Source organism: Corynebacterium glyciniphilum AJ 3170, assembly GCF_007673095.1.
GTDB lineage: Bacteria > Actinomycetota > Actinomycetes > Mycobacteriales > Mycobacteriaceae > Corynebacterium.
In genome coordinates this window covers 272,498-295,060 of the sequence record NZ_VDYZ01000001.1, presented here as the reverse complement: position 1 = coordinate 295,060, position 22,563 = coordinate 272,498, and the positions used below count along the sequence as shown (strand labels likewise).

20 protein-coding genes are annotated in these 22,563 nt (G+C 67.3%); 10 read left to right on the top strand and 10 right to left on the bottom strand.

The features are described from left to right. Positions 1–32 precede the first annotated feature (32 nt). The 4 genes from FS507_RS01385 to FS507_RS01370 all read left to right on the top strand — a co-directional run bounded on the left by FS507_RS01385 (position 33) and on the right by FS507_RS01370 (position 3,150). Positions 33–608: a TetR/AcrR family transcriptional regulator gene (locus tag FS507_RS01385; protein ID WP_145941041.1), complete on the top strand. Its 576-nt coding sequence runs from the start codon at positions 33–35 to the stop codon at positions 606–608. A gap of 100 nt (positions 609–708) precedes the next feature. Next, on the top strand, positions 709–975 hold the full coding sequence (locus FS507_RS01380; protein WP_145941040.1) for an ACT domain-containing protein: 267 nt from the start codon (positions 709–711) through the stop codon (positions 973–975). 13 nt (positions 976–988) lie between these two features. Then, positions 989–2,359 (top strand): PFL family protein, encoded by a 1,371-nt coding sequence (locus FS507_RS01375; RefSeq protein WP_145941039.1) that lies wholly within the window; start codon positions 989–991, stop codon positions 2,357–2,359. Between the two features lie 14 nt (positions 2,360–2,373). Continuing rightward, the gene (locus FS507_RS01370; protein ID WP_145941038.1) at positions 2,374–3,150 is read left to right on the top strand and encodes a hypothetical protein; all 777 of its coding nucleotides are present in this window, start codon (positions 2,374–2,376) and stop codon (positions 3,148–3,150) included. On the opposite strand, the gene FS507_RS01365 is transcribed toward FS507_RS01370, so the two are convergent. Continuing rightward, positions 3,128–4,501, bottom strand: coding sequence for an alpha-hydroxy-acid oxidizing protein (locus FS507_RS01365; RefSeq protein ID WP_145941037.1), 1,374 nt, complete (start codon positions 4,499–4,501; stop codon positions 3,128–3,130). The two genes, FS507_RS01370 and FS507_RS01365, sit on opposite strands and share 23 nt — an antisense overlap. Before the next feature lie 30 nt (positions 4,502–4,531). Further along, the gene (locus FS507_RS01360; protein ID WP_145941036.1) at positions 4,532–6,160 is read right to left on the bottom strand and encodes an ABC-F family ATP-binding cassette domain-containing protein; all 1,629 of its coding nucleotides are present in this window, start codon (positions 6,158–6,160) and stop codon (positions 4,532–4,534) included. A 354-nt stretch (positions 6,161–6,514) separates the two neighbouring features. Between FS507_RS01360 and FS507_RS01355 the strand changes: the two genes are divergently transcribed. Beyond that, entirely contained in the window at positions 6,515–7,786 is a 1,272-nt protein-coding gene (locus FS507_RS01355) for a lycopene cyclase family protein (protein WP_260853088.1), read from the top strand. A gap of 99 nt (positions 7,787–7,885) precedes the next feature. Here FS507_RS01355 and FS507_RS01350 read toward each other — a convergent pair whose 3' ends face one another. The 7 genes from FS507_RS01350 to FS507_RS01320 are packed head-to-tail and all read right to left on the bottom strand — an operon-like array spanning position 7,886 to position 14,197. Beyond that, the gene (locus FS507_RS01350; protein WP_145941035.1) at positions 7,886–8,335 is read right to left on the bottom strand and encodes a metal-sulfur cluster assembly factor; all 450 of its coding nucleotides are present in this window, start codon (positions 8,333–8,335) and stop codon (positions 7,886–7,888) included. 9 nt (positions 8,336–8,344) lie between these two features. Continuing rightward, entirely contained in the window at positions 8,345–8,791 is a 447-nt protein-coding gene (sufU, locus tag FS507_RS01345; RefSeq protein ID WP_075815994.1) for a Fe-S cluster assembly sulfur transfer protein SufU, read from the bottom strand. After that, positions 8,788–10,065, bottom strand: coding sequence for a cysteine desulfurase (locus tag FS507_RS01340; RefSeq protein WP_145941034.1), 1,278 nt, complete (start codon positions 10,063–10,065; stop codon positions 8,788–8,790). The genes sufU and FS507_RS01340 overlap by 4 nt, the downstream gene beginning before the upstream one ends. 6 nt (positions 10,066–10,071) lie before the next feature. Continuing rightward, on the bottom strand, positions 10,072–10,836 hold the full coding sequence (gene sufC / locus FS507_RS01335; RefSeq protein WP_038548577.1) for a Fe-S cluster assembly ATPase SufC: 765 nt from the start codon (positions 10,834–10,836) through the stop codon (positions 10,072–10,074). Between the two features lie 48 nt (positions 10,837–10,884). Then, positions 10,885–12,078, bottom strand: coding sequence for a Fe-S cluster assembly protein SufD (gene sufD / locus FS507_RS01330; RefSeq protein WP_145941033.1), 1,194 nt, complete (start codon positions 12,076–12,078; stop codon positions 10,885–10,887). A 3-nt stretch (positions 12,079–12,081) separates the two neighbouring features. Next, positions 12,082–13,536: a Fe-S cluster assembly protein SufB gene (sufB, locus tag FS507_RS01325; protein WP_145941032.1), complete on the bottom strand. Its 1,455-nt coding sequence runs from the start codon at positions 13,534–13,536 to the stop codon at positions 12,082–12,084. Position 13,537: 1 nt separating this feature from the next. Beyond that, positions 13,538–14,197: a helix-turn-helix transcriptional regulator gene (locus tag FS507_RS01320; protein ID WP_145941031.1), complete on the bottom strand. Its 660-nt coding sequence runs from the start codon at positions 14,195–14,197 to the stop codon at positions 13,538–13,540. Positions 14,198–14,387: 190 nt separating this feature from the next. Between FS507_RS01320 and mptB the strand changes: the two genes are divergently transcribed. The 4 genes from mptB (at position 14,388) to FS507_RS01300 (ending at position 19,006) form a co-directional block, all read left to right on the top strand. Further along, complete coding sequence (mptB, locus tag FS507_RS01315; RefSeq protein WP_313958062.1) at positions 14,388–16,067, top strand: polyprenol phosphomannose-dependent alpha 1,6 mannosyltransferase MptB; 1,680 nt, start codon at positions 14,388–14,390, stop codon at positions 16,065–16,067. A gap of 26 nt (positions 16,068–16,093) precedes the next feature. Beyond that, positions 16,094–17,026, top strand: a complete 933-nt coding sequence (locus FS507_RS01310; RefSeq protein ID WP_145941154.1) for an ABC transporter ATP-binding protein — start codon at positions 16,094–16,096, stop codon at positions 17,024–17,026. Next, entirely contained in the window at positions 17,023–17,823 is an 801-nt protein-coding gene (locus FS507_RS01305) for an ABC transporter permease (protein ID WP_186314505.1), read from the top strand. The genes FS507_RS01310 and FS507_RS01305 overlap by 4 nt, the downstream gene beginning before the upstream one ends. 139 nt (positions 17,824–17,962) lie before the next feature. Beyond that, a complete protein-coding gene (locus FS507_RS01300; protein WP_145941152.1) occupies positions 17,963–19,006 on the top strand; it encodes a COX15/CtaA family protein in 1,044 nt (347 codons plus the stop codon). Between the two features lie 246 nt (positions 19,007–19,252). Here FS507_RS01300 and FS507_RS01295 read toward each other — a convergent pair whose 3' ends face one another. Further along, positions 19,253–20,179: a heme o synthase gene (locus FS507_RS01295; RefSeq protein WP_145941030.1), complete on the bottom strand. Its 927-nt coding sequence runs from the start codon at positions 20,177–20,179 to the stop codon at positions 19,253–19,255. A gap of 247 nt (positions 20,180–20,426) precedes the next feature. Between FS507_RS01295 and tkt the strand changes: the two genes are divergently transcribed. Next, positions 20,427–22,538: a transketolase gene (gene tkt, locus FS507_RS01290; protein WP_440130326.1), complete on the top strand. Its 2,112-nt coding sequence runs from the start codon at positions 20,427–20,429 to the stop codon at positions 22,536–22,538. Positions 22,539–22,563: the final 25 nt, after the last annotated feature.

The following is a 22,563-nucleotide window of genomic DNA, read 5'->3' as shown; positions in this document are numbered from 1 at the left end:
GGGCGGACGTGTACCGGAAAGGGGCACTGTCCATGCCTAAGGTCAGTGAAACCGACCTTTCCGAGCGGCGCACCGACATCCTGCGCGCGGCCAGGACCTGCTTCGTCACCTACGGGTACGACGGCGCCACGGTCTCGCGACTGGAGAAGGAGACCGGCAAGTCGCGGGGGGCGATCTTCCACCACTTCCGGAACAAGGAGACCCTGTTCCGGGAAGTGGCCCACCGCGACATGGTCCGCATGACCGACCTCGCCGGGAACCGGGGCATGATCGGCCTGATCCGGTACCTCCTCGAGGACCCCGAACTCGCCGAATGGTGGGGCCTGAGGGTGGAGATCACCCGCAGGATCCGCCTCGACGACCAGTTGCGGGACGTCTGGGAACAGGACCAGAACGCCCTGCGCACGGCGGTCACCGAGCGACTCGAGGAACAACGCGAGTCCGGCAGGCTCCGTACCGACATCTCCACCGCCACCACGCTCCAGTTACTGGAGCTGGTGCTGGAGGGGGTCATGGCGCACCTGGTGTCGGACCGTGAGAGCGGCCTGCTCCCCGAGGCGCTCGACATCGTCGAGCAGTCCCTGCGTTCCTCGGAGAACCGGGCCTGACCACCACGCCCTCGCACCGCTCGGCACACGGCACCCACCGATCAGAGCCCTACCGGCCCGGTGGGTGCCATCCTTTACCAGACAAGTAGCATGGTGTCCCATGATCGCGATCATGACCGTTACCGGACGAGACCACACCGGAATCATCGCAGCCGTGTCGACCGCATGTGCTGAGCTGGAGATCAACATCCGTAACGTCTCCCAGACCATCATGGACGACTGGTTCACGATGATCCTGCACGTCGAGCTTCCCGACGCGCTGTCGGTCACCGATGTCAACGGGCGGATGTCCGAGGTGGAGCAGAGGGAGAAGCTGGTCATCACGATCCAGTCGCAGGCGATTTTCGACGCGATGCACGAGATCTGAGGTACGCCGACCAATGACTGCATTCCTGCCTTCGTCCTCGATCCTCGAGACCATCGAGATGATCCAGCGTTACCGCCTGGACATCCGCACGGTGACCATGGGGATCAACCTCCTGCCCGCGGTCCGTGCCACCCCGGAAGCCACCTGCGAGGCCGTCTACGACCTGGTGACCTCCCGTGCCGAGAGCCTCGTGCCCGTCTGCAGCGGCATCGAGGAGGAACTGGGGGTCCCGATCGTCAACAAGCGCATCTCCGTCACCCCGGTGGCCCTGGTGTCCTCGGCGGTCCCGGGCTGCGACCCCGTCGACATCGCCCGCGCCCTCGACCGCGCGGCCGTGGCCGCCGGGGTGAATTTCATCGGCGGATACTCCGCGCTCGTCGAGAAGGGCGGTTCTGCCGGGGACAAGCGTCTGATCCGGTCGATTCCGGAGGCGCTCAGTGAGACAGACGTGGTCTGTTCCTCGGTGAACATCGCGTCCTCCCGTGCCGGCATCAACATGAACGCCGTGCGCGAGATGGGCCAGGTCGTCAAGGACTGCGCCGAGGCGACCTCGGACCGCAGCTCCATCGCCTGCGCGAAACTGGTGGTCTTCGCCAACTCCGTCGGGGACAACCCGTTCATGGCCGGGGCGTTCCACGGGATCGAGGAGCCCGACTGCGTGATCAGTGTCGGTGTCTCGGGGCCCGGGGTCGTCGACCGCGCTGTCGCCGCCCTGGGGCCGGAGGCCTCCCTCAACGAGATCGCCGAGGAGATCAAGAAGGCGGCGTTCAAGGTGACCCGCACCGGGCAGCTCGTCGGCACGATGGCCGCCGACCGTCTCGGCGTCCCCTTCGGGATCGTGGATCTGTCCCTCGCACCGACCGCCGACATCGGTGACTCGGTCGCCCACATTCTGGAGCACATGGGGCTCGGGCAGGTCGGCGGACACGGCACCACCGCCGCCCTGGCACTGCTCAACGACGCAGTGAAGAAGGGCGGCATGATGGCCTGCTCACGCGTCGGAGGGCTCTCGGGTTCCTTCATCCCGGTGTCGGAGGACGCCGGGATGATCGAGGCGGTCCGGGCCGGAAATCTGACCATCGAGAAGCTCGAGGCGATGACCGCGATCTGTTCGGTCGGCCTGGACATGATCGCGATTCCCGGTGACACCCCGGCGTCCTCCATCGCGGGCATGATCGCCGACGAGGCGGCCATCGGCGTGATGAACCACAAGACCACCGCCGTGCGGGTGGTCCCCGCCGTCGGCACTGTCCCCGGCGACGACGTCGACTTCGGCGGCCTGCTCGGCCATGCACCGGTCATGCCGGTCAGTACCGTCAGCAGCGCGGAGTTCATCGCACGCGGCGGCTACATCCCCGCACCGGTCCACGGGTTCCGTAACTGAGGGGACCGACGGACGTGCCCAGGATATTCACCCACGCCCGAAGCGCCACCGTCATCGCCGATCCGGGTGACCTGATTTCGACGGCATATGCGGAGGGGAGGTTCAGCGCCCCCTGTCCCCTGCCCCCGGACGATGCCGCGGTGACGGAGGCGCTGCGCGACAACGGGACGATGCCCGTCGCCGGTGCCCGGCTCTTCGGGCTGGCGACCGCGCAACTCGTGCTCGTCGTGTCCGCCTGCGCCGTCGCCCTCGTCGGCCTGCTCCTGCTCGGTGCGGGCTCAGTGTCCGGCGTGGGCGTGGGCAGCGTCCTGCTCGTGCTGGGGGCCGGGATACTGGCGTTCACGGTGTTGTCCGCGCGGAGTCGCCGGAGAAGACTAGTGGCGCTGGCGACGGCATGGCAGAACGGTTGGCTCCGCTTCGCGCCTGCCCGGGTGGGGGCGGTGTGGGTCGACCGCCGCGTGACACACGGCAGGGCCAACAGTCAGGGGGCCAACCAGGACAACAGGTACTGGTTCCGGGCCGTGGTGGAGGTGCACCCCACTGACGGAAGCCCGACGTTCACCGTGGTCACGGATCCCTTCCAGGCACTGGCCAATCATGACGGCGCCCCGCACGACCTGGTCAGTGCCCCGAACCCGGTGGACGCGTTCGAGCCGGAGTACACCAACGGCTGGACTGTCGCACGGTATGTGGCGGGTTCGACGGAGACCATGGCAGCATCCGCGACCGTCACCACGAACCTGTCGTTGACGCAGATCGGTGCCGCTCTCAGAGCTGCCGGCGTGCGGTGACCCGGGACGGGGCCGGGACTGAGCGCCGCAGCTCCATCTCCCGGAGTCCGGCGACGTCCGGGGCACCGACCAGTGCCATGGTCAGGTCCAGGTCGGCCAGGACATTCTCCACGACCTCGCGGACGCCCTGCTCGCCGGCCACGGCGAGTCCGTACATGTGGGGCCTCCCCAGCAGGACGGCGTCCGCACCGAGAGCCAGCGCGACAGCGACGTCCCGTCCGGTCCGGACACCGGAGTCCAGCAGGACGGTCGGACCGTCGCCGATGCGTTCCCTGACCTCGACCAGGGCATCGAGCGAGGCCACGGCACCGTCCACCTGACGTCCCCCGTGGTTGGACACGATGATCGCGTCCGCCCCGACCTCGAAGGCGCGCTCCGCGTCATCGGCGTGCAGGATCCCCTTGAACACGACCGGTAGCGATGTACGCTGCTTCAGCGTCGCCAGCAGGTCCCAGTCCAGGCCGGGGTTCGAGTAGATGTCCAGGAACGTCTCCACGGACGCCCGGGGCTCCGGGGCCAGAAGATTGCGTAGCGTGGGGCCCGGATGGCGGCGGGCGATGGAGAGCAGGGACGCCACCGCCGCCGGCGTGACACGTACCCCGGCGGTGCCGCCGGAGTCCTTGTCGCGGAGACGCTGCCGGACGATCCGCAGGAACCGGTTGTCGGAGGTGTACTGGGCGATGCCCTGTCCCCGGGAGAACGGCAGGGACCCCAGGTTCAGGTCCTGCGGGCGCCAGCCCAGCACAGTGGTATCGAGCGTGACCACCAGTGCCCCGGCACCGCTGTCTTCCGCACGGGCGATGAGGCTGTCGACCAACTGTTCATCCGTCGACCAGTACAACTGGAACCAGTGTCCAGCATTTTCCCTTGACTTTTCGGGGGTCCGTGCGCCCTGGCATGCCGCGGCGATGTCCTCCAGTGCGGAGCTGCCCTGGTTGCTCACCACGTACGGGACGTCAGTGCGTCCTGCCGCCCGGGCGATCATGAGGTCACTGTCCGGATGGACGAGTGCGCCGGCGCCGACCGGGGCGAGAAGGAGTGGCGACGACAGCTCCTGACCTAATACCGTCGTCGACAAGTTTCTTTCCTTGACGCCGTGTGCCATACGGGGCACGACGCGGTAACTGTCGAAAGCCGCCCGGTTGCTGTCGTGCGTCCGCCCCTCGCCGGCGCTGCCGTTGATGTAGGCCCACGCCTTCCGGGACATCGCCCGACGGGCCGCACGTTCCAGGCCGGCAGCGTCGGTGGGGACGGCCGGACGGATGCCGGACACTCCGGAGCGGTAGATGGTGTCCTGCCGTGCACGGCCGGCGCCGGGTCGGGTGGTGTCGGGGGTGTGGTTTGTTTCCATCCCCCGACAGTATCCTCCGGGATACCCCGGTCAGGCGAGTTCCACGATATCCATGTAGGCGTCCGACCACAGGTCCTCGTCGCCGTCCGGTAGGACGATCACACGTTCCGGTTCCAGTGCCCTCACCGCTCCCGGGTCATGGGTGACCAGGATGACGGCACCGGTGTAGGTGCGCAGCGCATTGAGGACCTGCTCGCGCGACTGCGGGTCGAGGTTGTTGGTCGGCTCGTCCAGCAGCAGGACGTTCGCCCGCGAACTCACCAGCGTCGCCAGGGCGAGCCGGGTCTTCTCACCGCCCGAGAGCGTCCCGGCCGGCTGGTTGAGCTGCTCCCCGGAGAACATGAATGCACCGAGGAGACCACGGAGGTCCTGCTCACCGGCCTCAGGGCATGCCTGGATCGCGTTGTCCCAGACGCTGGCGTCCGGGTCGATCGTGTCGTGCTCCTGGGCGAAGTAGCCCACCTTGAGGCCGTACCCGCTGACGATGCCACCTTCTCCGTCGGTCCGCTCCACACCGGCGAGGAGCTTCAGCAGGGTCGTCTTACCGGCACCGTTGAAGCCCAGGACGACGACACGCGAACCACGGTCGACGGCGAGGTCGACGCCGGCGAAGACCTCCAGGGAGCCGTACATCTTCGTCAGACCCGTGGCGTTCATCGGTGTCTTCCCGCAGGGCGCAGGCTCGGGGAAGGAGATGTTGGCGTACTTGTCGTCCTGGCGGACCTCGTCGAGATCGTCGATCATGCGGTCCGCCCGGGCGATCATCTGCTTGGCTGCGGCCGCCTTGGTGGCCTTCGCCCCGAGCTTCGCCGCCTGCTGGCGAAGGGCCCCCGCCTTCTTCTCCGCATTGGCTTTCTCGCGACGCCGACGGGCCTCATCGGTGGCGCGGGCGTCCAGGTACTTCTTCCAGGTCATGTTGTAGACGTCGGCCTCGCCACGCACGGCGTCGAGGAACCAGACCTTGTTGACGACGGCCTCAAGGAGCTCGACGTCGTGGGAGATCATGACCAGACCCCCCTCGTGGCGCTGCAGGAAGTCACGGAGCCAGGAGATCGAATCCGCGTCGAGGTGGTTGGTGGGTTCGTCGAGCAGCAGCGTCGTCTCCGAGCGCCCTGACCCGGACGTCGCGGCGAAGAGGATCTGGGCGAGCTCCACGCGGCGACGCTGGCCACCTGAGAGCGTCTTGAGCTGCTGGTCGAGGATGCGCTGCGGCAGGCCGAGACCGTCACAGATGCGGGCAGCCTCGGAGTCGGCCTCATAACCGCCGAGAGAGGCGTACCGCTCCTCGAGACGGCTGTACTTGATGATGGCGGCATCGCGTTGGGAGTCGGTGCCGGACTCCATGAGCTCCTGCTGGCGGTCCATCGAGGACCGCAGCTGGTCCAGACCCCGGGCCGAGAGCACACGGTCGCGGGCGGTCTGTTCGATGTCGCCCTCCTTGGAGTCCTGCGGGAGGTAGCCGATCTCACCGGCGCGGGTCACGGTGCCGCCGTAGGGCTCTCCCTCGCCTGCGAGGATGCGCATGGAGGTCGTCTTCCCGGCACCATTACGGCCGACGAGGCCGATACGGTCCCCCGGTTGGACGCGGAGCTGCTGGCCGGGCGCGTTGAGGAGGGTGCGAGCCCCCACCCGCACCTCGAGGTCCTGAGTAACAATCACAACGGTCCATCGTATCACCGAGGCCCTGCAGTCGTGGAGGTGGGCGCCGCGCTCTCCTTCTCCCCCCTAGGGAGAGAGCCGCGTCGATCCTCTGGTCGAGGTTCGCGGGCGACCCACCCACCACTTCCGCTGAGTTCCGGAACAGCAGGGCCCCCCGGGCCTCCGGACATCTGGTCCTTCCGGCCTCGGCCTGTTGGACAGATATCAATATAAACTTTTTACGCTCATTTGGATAGTGTTTCGTGAACGATACTTACTCCGCGCATCAGGCTCGGGGGTAGAGTCATGTACGAGGATGGGACAAGACACGGCGACGATGTCCTGCATTCATGCTTATGAGCCTACCTTTTGCTGATGATAAGGAAGCCTACAGCAAAGCCACGGGTGCGGGGGTGCTGTTTCAACCCCGTCGACCCGGGCACCCCGTCGCCCACTGCCGAACGATCGATCCAGGAGCCCGCCAGCATGCACATCGCCGTCATCGGCCTCGGCCCGGCCGGAGCGCTGCTCGCCCACAGAGCCGCGACGACCGGCTGGACGGTGGACGCCTACGACCCGCGGTGCGAGGTGACCACCACCGGCGACCTCCTGCTTCCCCGGTGGACCAACACCTACGGCGTCTTCCTGGACGATCTTCCCGCGTGGGCGCGTACCGTGCTCACGTTCTCGGCCGTCTCCCCGGCCCTCGAGGTGCACACTCCCCGTCGACGTACACTGACCGGGCGGCGGTACGGCATGATTGACCGGGACGCCACACGGCAGCGGTTGTCCACCGCCGGGAAGCGACTGAACCTGCACCGCAGAAAGATCGACGACCTGGACCCGGGGCTGTTGGAGGCCGATGTCGTCGTCGATTGTCGGGGGGTCGTCGACCGTCCCGGGGCCATCCGTCAGATCGCGTACGGCGTTGTCCTGGAACCTGGTGAACACGACGGCCCCCCGGTTTTCATGGACTGGCGTCCCGCCGCCCCGGACGAGGACCCCGCGGAGCTGCCGGATCCACCCAGTTTCCTGTACGTGCAGCCCGTCGAGGACGGGATGTTGTACGAGGAGACGATCCTGGTGACCAGGGAACAGACCCGGCCGATGACCGACCTTCTGAAGCGACGGCTCACCGCGCGTGTCCCCGCTGTCGGCGCGGGAGTGGAACTGTCGCCCGTCATCACCACCGAGACGGTCCACTTCCCTGTCGACCGCCGGGTGCGCGGCTGGTACACGGGCATCCGTGACGGCGTCGCGGTGTTCGGGGCTGCGGGCGGGATGACACATCCGGCCACCGGATACTCCGTCGCCGAATCAGCGGCCACCGTCGACCGGATGCTGCATCTCCTCGAACACGGCACACTCCCCCGGAGGGAGCGGCTCTCGGCGGCGCTGGCCCACCGGCTCCGACTGTTCGGTGCTGAACTGGTCACTGTTTCCGACGGGCCGACACTACGGCGTTTCTTCGACGCCTTCTTCGACCTGCCGCCACGACTGCAGTCCTCCTACCTGGCCGGGCAGCACGGAGGACGGGTCGCCGTGACGATGCTGTCACTGGCCAGGTATCCGCGGCGGGTGCTGCCGTTCCTCCGTCCGCTGCCCGGGGTGCTGAGGGACATGTTCTTCGCCCGTCGCTCGTCCTGACGGGGGAACCAGAAAAAACCACCACGTGGGGTACGCGTACAGGCCTGTACGCGTACCCCACATGGTGGTTACTTCCGGGTCGAAAGTGTCTGCGTCCCGTTACACGCTGAAACCGAGGTAACGCAGCTGCTCCCGGCCGTCGGCGTTGATCATGTGCGGGCCCCACGGCGGGGACCAGACCCAGTTGATCCGCAGTGCCGAGACCTGTTCGATCCCGTCCACCACGGCAGTGGTGGCCTGGTCCTCGAGCATGTCGGTCAGCGGACACGCCGGCGAGGTCAGCGTCATGTTGATGACCGCCTCGGTGCCCTTGTCGGTGCGCTCTACCCAGACCTGGTACACCAGGCCGAGGTCCACGACGTTGATCCCCAGCTCGGGGTCGATGACGTCGAGCATCGCCTCCTCGATCTGGTCGGAGAGCATCACGTCCTCCTGCGAGATCTCCTTCGGAGGCTCCGGGACGGCGTCCAGCGGATTGGGGTCCATCTGCGGGGACGACGGCTCGGCGGCGGTGCCGGTGGCCGTGTCGGTGGTGGTGTCGTCACTCATGGTGGATCCTTACTTCTTGTTGGTTGACTCGCTCGTGGCGGCCTCGAAGGCCTTCCACCCCAGCAGTGCGCATTTCACGCGGGCGGGGTACTTGGACACGCCGGCGAAGGCCACGCCGTCGCCGATGACGTCCTCGTCACCCTCGACGGTGCCGCGAGAGGTCACCATCTTCTCGAACTCCGCCAGCTTCGCCATGGCCTCGGGCACGCTCAGACCGGTGAGCTCCTCAGCCATCACCGACGTCGCGGCCTGGCTGATCGAGCATCCCGTGGCGTCGTAGGAGATGTCGGTGACCGTGCCGAGGTCGTCCGACAAGGTGACGCGCAGGGTGACCTCGTCGCCGCAGGAGGTGTTCACGTGGTGGACCTCGGCGTTGAACGGCGTCCGGAGCCCCGCGTGCTGCGGATGCTTGTAGTGGTCCAGGATGACCTCCTGGTACATCTGCTCAAGTTTCACTGGGGCTGCCTCACGTTCTGGTCCTCCTCGGCGACGGTACCGAAGAACCGCTGGGCGGCACGGATCGCGTCGACCAGTGCATCGACCTCGTCGAGCGTGTTGTACAGGTAGAAGCTGGCGCGGGCCGTCGCCTGGACACCGAGGGCACGGTGGGCCGGCCAGGCACAGTGGTGGCCGACCCGGATGCACACACCGTTGTCGTCGAGAACCTGTCCGAGGTCGTGCGGGTGGATTCCGTCGACGACGAAACTGACCGCGCAGCCCCGGTCCACGTTCTCGGTCGGTCCGATGATCCGCAGACCCTCGACCGTGGACAGCCGCTCAAGGGCGTAGCCGGTGATGTCGTGCTCGTGTGCGGCGATGTTGTCCATGCCGATCTTCCGCAGGTACTCGACCGCGGCACCCAGTCCGACGACCTGGGAGGTCATCTGGGTTCCGGCCTCGAAACGCTGCGGAGGAGCCGCATAGGTCGTCTTCTCCATGGTGACGATCTCGATCATCGACCCACCGGTGAGGAACGGCGGCAGGGTCTCCAACAGGTGCGACTTGCCGTAGAGCACGCCGACGCCGTTGGGGCCGAGCATCTTGTGCCCGGAGAACGCGGCGAAGTCGACGTCCAGGGCGTGGAAATCCACCGGCATGTGCGGCACGGACTGGCACGCGTCCAGGACGAAGAGAGCGCCGACGGCCCGGGCACGGCGCACGGCCTCCACGACATCGAGCTGGGCACCGGTCACATTGGACTGGTGGCTCAGCGCGACGACCTTGGTGCGCTCGGAGAGCTCGAGGCTGTCGAGGTCGATGCGCCCGTCCGGGGTGGCCGAATACCACCGCAGGGTGGCACCCGTGCGCTGCGCGAGCTCCTGCCACGGCACGAGGTTGGCGTGGTGCTCGATCTCCGAGATGACGATCTCGTCGCCGGGACCGACCGCCAGGTCACCCGCACGCGGGTCGCCCAGCATGAAGGCGACCTCGTTGAGCGCCTCCGTCGCGTTCTTGGTGAACGCGATCTCCTCGTCAGCGGCACCGACGAACCGTGCGACGGCGTCGCGTGCAGTCTCGTAGGAGTCGGTCGCCTCCTCGGCGATCTCGTAGGCACCACGGTGGACGGGGGCGTTGTGCTCCGTGAGGAAGGTCCGCTCGGCGTCGAGGACCTGGAGCGGCCGTTGCGCGGTCGCACCGGAATCCAGGTACACGAGTGGACGACCGTCCCGTACCGTGCGTGACAGGATCGGGAAGTCCGCCCTGATGGCGGCGGTGTCCAGTGGGGTCATTCGTTATCAGGCCTTTGCGGTGAATCGCTCGTAGCCGTGCTCCTCGAGTTCCTGGGCGAGCTCGGGGCCGCCGGACTCGACGACACGTCCCTTGGCGAAGACGTGGACGAAGTCGGGCTTCACGTAGTTCAGGATGCGCTGGTAGTGGGTGATCATGATCAGGCCACCGTCCTCGCGCTCCTTGTAGCGGTTGATGCCCTCAGAGACGGTGCGCAGGGCGTCGACGTCCAGGCCGGAGTCGGTCTCGTCGAGGATGGCGAACTTCGGCTTCAGCAGGGACAGCTGCAGGATCTCGTGGCGCTTCTTCTCGCCGCCGGAGAACCCCTCGTTGACGGAACGCTCGGAGAAGGCCGGGTCGATCTCCAGCTCGTCCATGGCGGTGCGTGCCTCCTTGACCCACTGGCGCAGCTTCGGGGCCTCGCCGCGCACGGCGGTGGCCGCGGAGCGCAGGAAGTTGGCCATGGAGACCCCGGGGACCTCCACCGGGTACTGCATGGCGAGGAAGAGTCCGGCGCGGGCGCGCTCGGAGACGTCCATGTCCAGCAGGTTCTCGCCGTCGAGGAGGACCTCGCCCTCGGTGATCTCGTACCGGGGGTGGCCGGCGATCGCGTAGGACAGGGTGGACTTGCCGGAGCCGTTCGGGCCCATGATGGCGTGGGTCTCACCGGAGTTCACGGTGAGGTTGACGCCGTGGAGGATCGGCTTGGGATCCTCGTTCTCGTCCTGGGGGACCACCTGTGCGTGGAGGTTCTTGATCTCGAGAGTGCTCATTGTGTGTTCGTTGTTCCTAACCTGGAGTGTGAAGAATATTCAGCTGGATCAGAGGACGGTGTTCGCGAGTTCCTGCTCGACGACGTCCTCGAGGTTCTCGCGGATGCTCTCGACCGGGACGCGGCGGATGACGTCGGTGAAGAAGCCGCGGATGATCAGTCGGCGGGCCTCTTCGTCGGAGATGCCGCGGGACTTCAGGTAGAACATGTGCTCGTCGTCGAAGCGCCCGACGGTGGCGGCGTGGCCGGCACCGACGATCTCACCGGTCTGGATCTCCAGGTTCGGCACGGCATCGGCGCGTGCGCCCTCGGTGAGCACGAGGTTCTTGTTCGTCTCATAGGTGTCCGTGCCGGTTGCCTCGGGCCGGATCAGCACGTCGCCGATCCACACGGTGCGGGCCTCGGAGCCGTGGCGTCCGGTCTCGCCCTGCAGCGCGGACTTGTACAGCACGTTGGAGCGGCAGTTCGGCTCGCTGTGGTCGACCAGCAGGCGCTGCTCGAAGTACTGCCCGGCGTCGGCGAAGGAGACGCCCAACAGTTCCGCGTCCCCGCCGGGGCCGGTGAACCGGACGTGCGGGACGGAGCGCACGACGTCGCCGCCGAAGGTGGCCACGGTGTGCCGTACCGTCGCGTCCCGGCCGACGAGAATGTGCGAGTTGGACAGGTGTACCGCGGTACGGCCCCAGTCCTCCCACACCACGGTGGTCAGGCGGGCGCCGTCGCCGACGACGAACTCCAGGTTGTCGGAGTGGACCCCCTCGCCCTGGTAGCGCAGGACGACGATGGCCTCCGCATGGGCCTCGAGCTCGATGACGGTCGTGCCGTAGGTGGTCACGTCGTCGCCGGAACCGGTGAGGGTGACGATGACCGGTGCATCGAGGACGGTGTCCTTCGCCACGAGCACGTGGTCGGCCACGGTGCTGTTGACCCACGCCTCGGCGGCGGGGCGGTCGACGGGAAGTCCGGCGCGGCCGGTGCGCTCGTCGTCCATGGCGAGCTCGGTGTAGCTCACACCGGCCTGGTCACCGGTGTCCACGGTGACGGTCGGGCGGGCAGCCGGGGCCGCCTTCCCGGCCGAGGTGTCCTCGAGGCCGCGCAGACGGCGCAGCGGGGTGAAACGCCAGTCCTCGTCCTTGCCGTGCGGGACCGGGAATGCCGCCGGGTCGGCGGACTGGAACCGGTCGCCCTTCGTGGGCATGCTGTTGGCGGGGGTGGTCGCCGGGGTTGTTACGGGAGTGGTCATCGGTTAACCCACCGATCCTTCCATCTGCAGTTCGATCAGGCGGTTGAGCTCCAGGGCGTACTCCATCGGGAGCTCCTTGGCGATGGGCTCGACGAAGCCGCGGACGATCATCGCCATCGCCTCGTCCTCCTCGAGCCCACGGCTCATGAGGTAGAACAGCTGGTCCTCGGACACCTGGGAGACGGTGGCCTCGTGACCGAGGGTGACGTGGTCGTTGCGGATGTCGTTGTACGGGTACGTGTCGGACCGCGAGATCGAGTCGACCAGGAGGGCGTCACACTCCACGTTCGCCTTGGAGTGGTGGGCCTCCTTGTTGATCTGGACCAGGCCGCGGTAGGCGGCACGACCACCGGAGCGGGCCACCGACTTCGAGACGATGTTGCTGGAGGTGTACGGCGCCATGTGCACCATCTTCGCGCCGGTGTCCTGCACCTGGTTCTCGCCGGCGAAGGCGACGGAGAGGACCTCACCCTTGGCCTGCGGTCCGGTCATCCACACGGCCGGGTACTTCATGGTGACCTTGGAACCGATGTTGCCGTCGACCCACTCCATGGTGGCGCCCTCCTCGGCACGGGTGCGCTTGGTGACGAGGTTGTAGACGTTGTTCGACCAGTTCTGGATGGTCGTGTAGCGGCACCGGCCGCCCTTCTTGACGACGATCTCCACCACGGCGGAGTGCAGGGAGTCCGACTTGTAGATCGGGGCGGTGCAGCCCTCGACGTAGTGGACGTAGGCGTCCTCGTCGACGATGATGAGCGTGCGCTCGAACTGGCCCATGTTCTCGGTGTTGATCCGGAAGTAGGCCTGCAGCGGGATGTCCACGTGCACGCCCTTGGGCACGTAGATGAACGACCCGCCGGACCACACGGCGGTGTTCAGGGCGGAGAACTTGTTGTCGCCCGCCGGGATGACCGTGCCGAAGTGCTCCTTGAACAGCTCCGGGTACTCCTTGAGCGCCGTGTCGGTGTCCAGGAAGATCACGCCCTGGCTCTCCAGGTCCTCACGGATCTGGTGGTAGACGACCTCGGACTCGTACTGGGCGGCGACACCGGCGACCAGTCGCTGCTTCTCCGCCTCGGGGATGCCGAGCTTGTCGTAGGTCTCCTTGATGTCCTCGGGCAGGTCCTCCCACGTCTGCGCCTGCTTCTCCGTGGACCGGACGAAGTACTTGATGTTGTCGAAGTCGATGCCGTCGAGGTCGGCGCCCCAGGTCGGCATCGGCTTGCGGTCGAAGGTGCTCAGGGCCTTGAGACGGCGCTCGAGCATCCACTCGGGCTCGTTCTTCTTGGCCGAGATGTCCCGGACGACGGCCTCTGACAAGCCTCGCTCGGCAGCGGCGCCGGCGGCGTCGGAGTCGTGCCAGCCGTAGCCGTATGCGCCGATGGAGTCGATGATCTCGTCATCGGTCTTCGGCGCGTTCTGGGCCTTGTTGTCGGGTAATTGTGCAGCTTGAGTCATGTCAGCTCTCCTTCGTGGATGAAGGGTGGATTGTGGTCAGCGGGATATGTGTCGTGCAGATGCCGTTACCGTCGGCGATCGTCGCCAGCGGTTGGGTGTGGTGGCCGAGGAGTTCGGTGACCACCCGGTGCTCCGCCGCGCAGAGTTCGGGGAACTCGTGGGCGACATCCTGAATCGGACAATGGTGACGGCAGATCTGGACGCCGGTCGCCGCCTCGTCGACCGTGGCGGCGTAGCCGCGATCGGTCAACGCCTCGGCGATGCGTTCCGCCCGGTCCACGACGGTCTCCGGGACGGAGTCGTCGACTGATCCGAACAGGTCCTGCATCCGCTGGTCGGCGAATTCGGCGACCGCGTCATCACCGCCCGTCTCCCGGAGGGCCCGGAGGGCCAGGAGCGCGAGTGTGTCGTAATCATGGCCGAAACGTCCTCGTCCGGCGTCGGTCAGCCGGTACAGCCTGGCCGGGCGACCCCGGGCGCGCCCTCCGACGGACCGGGGCGCCTCGACTGTCTCGGCGAGTCCGTCGGAGACGATGTTGTCGAGGTGCCGACGGACACCGGCAGCGCTCAGACCGAGCGCCTCGCTGATGTCGGTGGCACTGACCGGACCGTTCCGGAGGATCTGCGCCAGAACTTCACGGCGGGTGTCCCGTTCGCTCATGAGCTGTTCCCTCCTCGACGACAGTTGTGACAGCGGGTCATGATTAGACAACACGAGTGTCGCGTAAATCATTCCCGTTGTCCAATAAGGGCAGGCTGACCTGTTGTTTCTCTGCTCTACCGAACCCGGCATTTTCGCAACAGACGGGTGTCCTTCCCGCCGCGGGCACCCCGGCCCGTAGAATGCCGGTGTGACCCAGCCACCCCCCTCAGACAGCACCGTCGCCGCCGACGGAGGTCGACGGACCCGCGGCCTCGGGGGCATGTTCGGTCTCCTGCCGAACATCGGCACCGCCGGCTCACGCAGCGCCCTGCTGCACACCGACAGTCCCGTCGGTACCGCACGTCCTTTCACGGGTGCGGAACTGCTGCGGCTGCGGCTCGGGATCTTCACCGGGATCGTGGGATCGGTCCTGATCGGTGTGGGAGGGGTCGGCGCAGGTGCGCTCCCGGTCGTCGGCAACTCACTGTGGTCGCTGCCGGTGAGTGGTTTCCTCTCCCGCATGCTGCACACCACCACCGTCGCGGTGTTCGTCGGTATCAGTCTGCTCATCGTGGGCTGGCTGCTGCTCTGGCGGTACTGTGTGCCCTCCAGGGTGCCTTCCAGGGACGAGTCCTCTCCCCTGCTGCCGATGGCCTCACTGGTCCGTGTCGGCGTGCTCTGGGTACTTCCACTGCTGGTCACGGCACCGATGTTCACCCAGGACATCTACTCCTATCTCGCCCAGGGATCGATCGCCGCCCAGGGGATGGACCCTTACTCCGCCGGGCCGGTCGACCTGCTCGGGGTGGACAACGACCTCGCCCGGTCGGTGCCGTTCGAGTGGTCGCACTCCCCCGCCCCGTACGGTCCGGTGGCAGTCGGCATGGCGGCGGTCATCTCGAAACTGACCGGGGACGTCATCGCCGCCGGGGTGATCATCCACCGGCTGATCTCGGTGGCCGGGGTCTTCGTCGCCGCCTGGGCAGTCGTCCGGTTGGCGCGACGCTGCGGTGTGCAGCCGCAGGCGGCCCTGTGGCTCGGCATCCTGAACCCGCTGGTGTACCTGCACCTGGTGGCGGGCGTCCACAACGAGGCGATCATGATGGGACTGCTCCTCGCCGGGGTGGAGTGCGGCCTGCGTGCCGTGGACCCGGACCGCAGCTCCGTGTCCGGACGTTGGCTGTGGGGAGCGGCCGGCGTCGTCCTGATCAGCGCTGCGGGGATGGTGAAGGTCACCGCATTCCTGGCGCTCGGCTTCGTGGGTGTCGCCCTCGCCCGGTATCTCGGCGGACGGTTCCGCGACCTTGTCGCCGCGGCGCTGGTGTACGCCGCCGGGACGGCCGCGGTGGTCGTTGCGGTCTCGCTGGGGACAGGCCTGGGCTTCGGATGGATCCTGGTCCAGGGCGGTGCGACCGAGGTGATCAGCTGGATGTCGGTGACCACCGACATCGGGCTGCTCACCGCGAACAGCGGATCGTGGCTGGGACTGGGCGACCACACGGACGCGGCCCTGTCGACCGCCCGGATGATCGGTCTGCTGATCGGCGGTTTCTGGGTGGTGCGTATGCTGTGGGCCTCGTTCCGCGGTCGCGTCCACCCTGTCGGCGGCCTGGGCGTGGCCACCTTTTTCCTCGTGGTGTTCTTCCCGGTCGTCCACCCGTGGTACGTGCTCTGGGCGGTCATGCCGCTTGCGGCGTGGGCCAACCGCAGCACCTTCCGGGTGGCGGTCGTGGCGTACTCGGTGATCCTCAGCTACTTCATCCTGCCCAGGGGCCTGAACCTCCCGCCGTCGACCGTGTCGGTGATGTACCTGATGTCGGCGTTGTTCTCGGTGGTGTTCATCATCATCGGCTGGCTGCTTTACCAACGCCGGAAGACCACCGGCTAGACTCTGGGACCGTGGTTAGCGCAGGGATGGACGCGGGCAGTCGATCTGCACTCCGCTTGCGGGGCGTCGTCAAACGGTACGGGGACGTCACCGCGGTCAACGGTCTCGACCTGACGGTCGGACAGGCCGAGGTGCTCGCGCTCCTCGGCCCCAACGGTGCGGGGAAGACGACGACCGTCGAGATGTGCGAGGGATTCCTCGTGCCCGATGAAGGCACCGTCGAGGTGCTCGGCACCGATCCCAGCCAGGACACCGACCGGCTGCGGGGACGTATCGGGGTGATGCTCCAGGGCGGTGGGGCCTACCCGGGGATTCGCGTCGGCGAGATGCTCGAACTCGCCGCGTCCTACTCCGCAGACCCGCTGGATCCGGCGTGGTTGCTGGAGACGGTGGGACTCAGCGGCCATGAGAAAGCCAACTACCGCCGTCTGTCCGGCGGACAGCAGCAGCGTCTCTCCCTGGCACTGGCCCTGGTGGGACGTCCCGAACTCGTCTTCCTCGATGAACCCACCGCCGGGCTGGACGCACAGTCGCGCCTGGCGGTGTGGGACCTGATCTCCGCGTTGCGGAACGACGGGGTGTCCGTGGTCCTCACCACCCACCTGATGGACGAGGCGGAGGCACTGGCCGACCAGGTCGTGATCATCGACCACGGCCAGGCTGTGGCGCAGGGGACGATCAGCGAACTCACCAGCAGTGCCGACCCCCGTGTGGCTGTGTCCACCGACCGGGAGATCGATCTTGACGCGATGGCCGCCCGACTGGCACCGCTGGGTGCCACGGTCTCGGTCACCCGTCCGACCCTGGTCTCGGTCTCCGCGACCGTCACCCCGGCGTTGATCAGCGAGATCACCGCGGAAGCGGCCCGCCAGGAGGTGCTCGTCACCTCACTGGACGTCGATCAGCGCAGTCTCGAGAGCGTTTTCCTCGACATCACCGGAAGGGAGATCCGGGCATGAACCGGTCCCGACAGACCATGGGGCGTTTCACCCCCGGTCAGTTCACCCCCCGCCCCCGCCAGGCGCCCACCGGACGCATGCTCCTGGCCCAGGCCAGGATCGAGACGCTGCTGTTCCTGCGCCACGGTGAACAGCAGCTGCTGTCGTTGGTGATTCCGCTGGGGCTGCTGATCGCACTGAGTCTGATCCCGATGGTCCCGTTGGACGACCCCGTGCAGCAGGTCTACCCGATGACGGTGGGGATCGCGTTGATGAGCGCGGGATTCACCGGCCAGGCCATCGCCGTGGCCTTCGACCGGCGCTACGGCGCCCTGAAACGTATCGGCGCCTGTGGCGTCCCCCGCCGGATCCTGATCAGCGGAAAGGTCATGGCCGTCGGGGCCGCCGTGCTCGTCCAGCTCGTCGTCCTGACGCTCGTGGCCCTGCTGCTCGGATGGACGCCGAGCGCCGCGGGTTTCCTGCCGGCCCTGGTGTTCATCCTGATCGGCGTCGCCACCTTCACCTCGCTCGGTCTGCTGCTCGGCGGGACGCTGAGCTCCGAACTCGTCCTGGCACTGGGCAACACCATCTGGTTCGTCCTGATGGGTGCCGCCGTCCTGACGGCCCTGGACACCGACATTCCGGGCCCTGTGCATGCCGTACTCCGGGCGCTGCCGTCCGTGGCTCTGACTGACGGGCTGGTCGACGCCGCCTCCGGGACGCTGAATGTCGCGGCTCTTCTCGTCCTGGCCGCCTGGGGCGCGGTCGGCGGTGCGCTGGCGGTGCGGTTCTTCTCCTTCACCATGGACGACGACTGATCGCTGATTACGGACGGCGCGTCCGGGAGCGATAGACTGGACGACCGTGATGGTCTCGCAGAAAACCCAGGACGACAGCCCGACGGCCAGTGAAAACCCGGCCCCCGCACCCAGGGTGAGAGACACCACCCTGATCCGGATGCGGGAGCGGGTGTCCACCACCACCCACCCCGTCAACCGGTTCTTCCTCCGGCTCTACACCGCGATCCTGGTGCTGTGCGCCCGGACCCCCGTGCCCACCGTGCGTCGGCAGCGGTTGTACGCGGTCATCCTGATGGTGTGCCAGGGCGGGATCACCTTCACCGGTTCGCTGGTCCGGGTCACCGGCTCAGGGCTGGGGTGCCCGACCTGGCCCCAGTGCCACCCGGGGTCCCTGGTCCCGGAGTCCGGGACGACGCCGGGCATCCACCAGGCCATCGAGTTCGGCAACCGCATGCTCACCTTCGTGCTCATCATCGCCGCGCTGGTGGCGTTCCTCGCCGTCCTGCGGGCCGCTCGGCGAAACACCATCCTGCACATCGCCTTCCTCCAGGGAATCGGCATCATCGCGCAGGCGGTCATCGGCGGTATCACGGTGCACCTGGACCTGGCGTGGTGGATCGTGATGGCGCACTTCCTGCCGTCCATGGTGCTCGTGTTCTTCGCCGCGGTGATGGTGGTCAAGATCGGTGAGGACGACGACGCCCCCCGCCGGGCGACCATGCCGAAGCCGCTGCGGTGGGCGACGTGGGGCTCGGCGCTGGGACTGGCCGTGACCCTGGTGACCGGCACCATGACCACCAGTTCCGGCCCGCATGCCGGGGATGAGGCCATCAAGGAGGGCGACCGCCTGCAGATCGCCCTTTTCGAGATCGCGAACATGCACGCCCACGCGATGTACCTCTACATGGGCATCACGATCGGCCTGCTGGCGGGCCTGCTGGCCGTGCATGTGGATCGTCGGATCAAGACGGCGGCGCTGGTGCTGATCGCCGGGATCATCGTGCAGGGCATTGTCGGGGTCGTCCAGTACAACCTGGGTGTCCCCCGCTGGACCGTGCCGCTGCACGTGGTCGGCTCGGCCATCGTCACGGCGGCGACCGGTCTACTCTGGGCGATGCGATTCCGGCGCGGGGAGGCTGCCGCCGACCGCGACTACGACATCGAGGACGCCGTCAGTGAGGAGGCCGCAGCGACCAGCTGATCACCGCGCCACTCACTCAGGGGGCCGGGGCGGGAACTGGGCTGGGACTGGGAGATTCTGGGACGGTAACTGCAGGGTGGTCGCATGGGGGTGGATCCACCCTGGAACGTCGATCCGGGTCGCGGGAGCGGATGTCGCTGTACGCAGACCCGCTGACACGGCAATCCCAGGGTGATTTCAGACGCGTGCGACACCCTGGGGTTTCGCTGCTGCACGGCGGACGGACGGTGGCGGATCGGCCTGTCTTCAGAGGCCGAGCATCCCGGAGACCGTCTCCAGCCCGAGCACAGCGTCGACGGACAGGCCGACGAACAGCACGGAGAGGTAGTTGTTGGACAGGAAGAAGAGGTTCATCGGCTTGACCTTGACCCCCTTCTTCACCCCGTTGTGCAGTCCGTGGGCGCGCAGGATGAACCAGGCGCCGCTGAGGAGCGCCACCACGGCGTAGACCCAGCCGGTGGCGGGAACCAGCAGCAGTGAGGTGATCACGGTCGCCCAGGTGTACCAGAGGATCTGGCGGGTGACCTCCAGCGGTGGTTTGACGACGGGCATCATCGGCACGCCGGCGGCCTCGTAGTCCTCGCGGTAACGCATGCCCAGGGCCCAGGTGTGTGGCGGGGTCCAGAAGAAGATGATGAGGAACAGCAGCAGCGCCTGGCCCCAGGACGCCCATCCCGCGTTGAAGGATCCGCCGTTGGCCTCGGTCACGGTGGCCCAGCCGACCATGACCGGCATGCAGCCTGCGGCTCCGCCCCAGATCACGTTCTGCCAGGTCCGACGCTTGAGCCACTTGGTGTAGACGAAGATGTAGAACCAGATGGTCAGCAGGATGAACCCGGCCGCCAGCCACGAGCTGCACAGGAACCCGAGCCACAGCACGCTGGCGACCGTCAGCGACCAGGCGAAGATCCTGGCCTCCGTCTTGTTGACGGTGTGCTTGGCGAGGGGGCGGCGGTGTGTACGGCGCATCTTCTGGTCGATGTCGTAGTCGGCGACCATGTTGAAGGTGTTGGCCGCCGCCGCACCCATCCACCCGCCGACCAGTGTCAGCAGGATCAGCCCGAGGTTGATCTCCCCCCGCTGTGCCTGGAGCATCGACGGGATGGCGGCGACAAGCAGCAGCTCGATGACTCGGGGTTTCGTCAGCGCGATATACGCCTTGATCTTGTCCACCGGTCAGTCCGCCTCCATAAACGCCATAGGTCACCGTGGGTACTGGAACGCCAGAAACCCCACGGATCTGCCAAACGGACAGGTTACCTGAGCCGGTGGTGGGACCGAAAACCGTTGTTCCCCCTCCCGGCGACCGGTGACCCACCTGATCCACCAGTGACACGGTCGACCTCGGGACACTACACTGGTCCGGGTTACACGGGCCGCGTCCTGCGACCAGCTGTGGTCACTGCGCCCGTGTCCTCTTATGTCCCAGACGACAGGAAGGCTACCCAGCGTGACACTCCCCAAGGACCTCGAAGCCCGCACGGTCCGGAAGTACCCGGATGACTGGACTGAGCTGGATACCCGTGCAGTGGACACGGTCCGCGTCCTCGCGGCCGACGCTGTGGAGAAGTGCGGTTCGGGGCACCCCGGTACCGCGATGTCCCTCGCCCCGCTGGCCTACACGCTCTACCAGCGCGTGATGCGCCATGATCCCTCGGACCACAACTGGCCGGGCCGCGACCGGTTCGTGCTGTCCGCCGGTCACAGCTCGCTGACGCAGTACATCCAGCTGTACCTCGGCGGGTTCGGGCTCGAGTTGGACGACATCAAGGCGCTGCGCACCTGGGGGTCGAAGACCCCGGGACACCCCGAGGTCGGTCACACCGACGGTGTGGAGATCACCACCGGTCCCCTGGGGCAGGGTCTCGCGTCGGCGGTGGGGATGGCCGTCGCGTCCCGTCGTGAGCGTGGCCTGTTCGACCCGGAGACCGCCGAGGGCGAGTCGCCTTTCGACCACCACATCTACGTCATCGCCTCCGACGGCGACCTGCAGGAGGGTGTCACCTCCGAGGCGTCGTCCTTCGCCGGTACCCAGCAGCTGGGCAATCTCATCGTCTTCTGGGACGACAACAGCATCTCCATCGAGGACAACACCGACATCGCCTTCGGCGAGGACGTCGTCGCCCGCTACGAGGCCTACGGTTGGCAGACCCTCGAGGTCAACGCCGAGGACGTCACGGCGATCCTCGACGCCGTGGAGAAGGCGAAGTCGGACACGGGGCGGCCGAGTTTCATCCGGGTCCGTTCGGTGATCGGCTACCCGGCGCCGACGAAGATGAACACCGGTGCCGCCCACGGTGCCGCCCTCGGTGGCGACGAGGTCGCCGCCGTCAAGGAGGCACTGGGCTTCCCCACAGACGAGGACTTCCCCGTCGAGAAGGAGGTCTTCGACCACGCCCGTGAGCTCGTCGCGCGCGGCCGTGAGGCACACAGTGCGTGGCAGAGCGAGTTCGACGCCTGGTCGGAGAAGAACCCCGAGGCCCGTGCGCTGCACGACCGTATCGCCGCCCGCGAGCTGCCGGAGGGCTTCGACGCTGACCTGCCGTCCTGGGACGCCGGCGACAACCTCGCGACCAGGAAGGCCTCGGAGGCCACCCTCCAGGTACTGGGTGCGACCCTGCCTGAGCTGTGGGGCGGGTCCGCCGACCTCGCCGGCTCCACGAACACGATCATCAAGGGCGACAAGAGCGTCGGGCCGGAGTCCATCTCCACCGACGCCTGGTCGGCCCACCCCTACGGACGTAACCTGCACTTCGGTATCCGTGAGCACGGTATGGCCGCGATCCTCAACGGTATCGCCCTGCACGGCGCGACCCGCCCCTACGGCGCGACGTTCCTGCAGTTCTCGGACTACGCCCGTGGTGCGGTGCGCCTGGGCGCCCTGATGAGCAGCGACGTCTACCACGTCTGGACCCATGACTCGATCGGGTTGGGCGAGGACGGCCCGACCCACCAGCCGGTCGAGCATCTCGCGGCGCTGCGGGCGATCCCGAACTTCTCGGTGATCCGTCCGGCGGACGCCAATGAGACGGCGCAGGCCTGGTCCGCCGCGCTCAAGGCCCCGGCTGCACCGAAGGCTCTCGTGCTCACCCGCCAGGGTGTGCCGGTGCTCGACGGTACGCAGGAGAAGGCCGCCGAGGGCGTCGCACGCGGCGCCTACGTCCTGGCAGAGTCCTCCACCGACACCCCGCAGGTCATCCTGATGGGGTCGGGTTCCGAGGTGCAGCTCGCCGTCGATGCCGCCGCGGCGCTCGAGGCCGAGGGCATCGGGACCCGCGTGGTCTCCGTCCCCTGCATGGAATGGTTCGACCAGCAGGACGCCGACTACCGTGAGTCCGTCCTCCCCTCCTCGGTCACCGCCCGGGTGTCCGTCGAGGCCGGTATCGCCATGCCGTGGAAGGGCTACACCGGTACCGCGGGACGCAATGTCTCCCTGGAGCACTTCGGCGCGTCCGCCGACTACAAGACGCTGTACCGCGAGTTCGGCATCACCGCTGAGGCCGTCGCCGCCGCCGCACGCGAGATTCTCTGACCCGCATCACCCACACCACCATCAC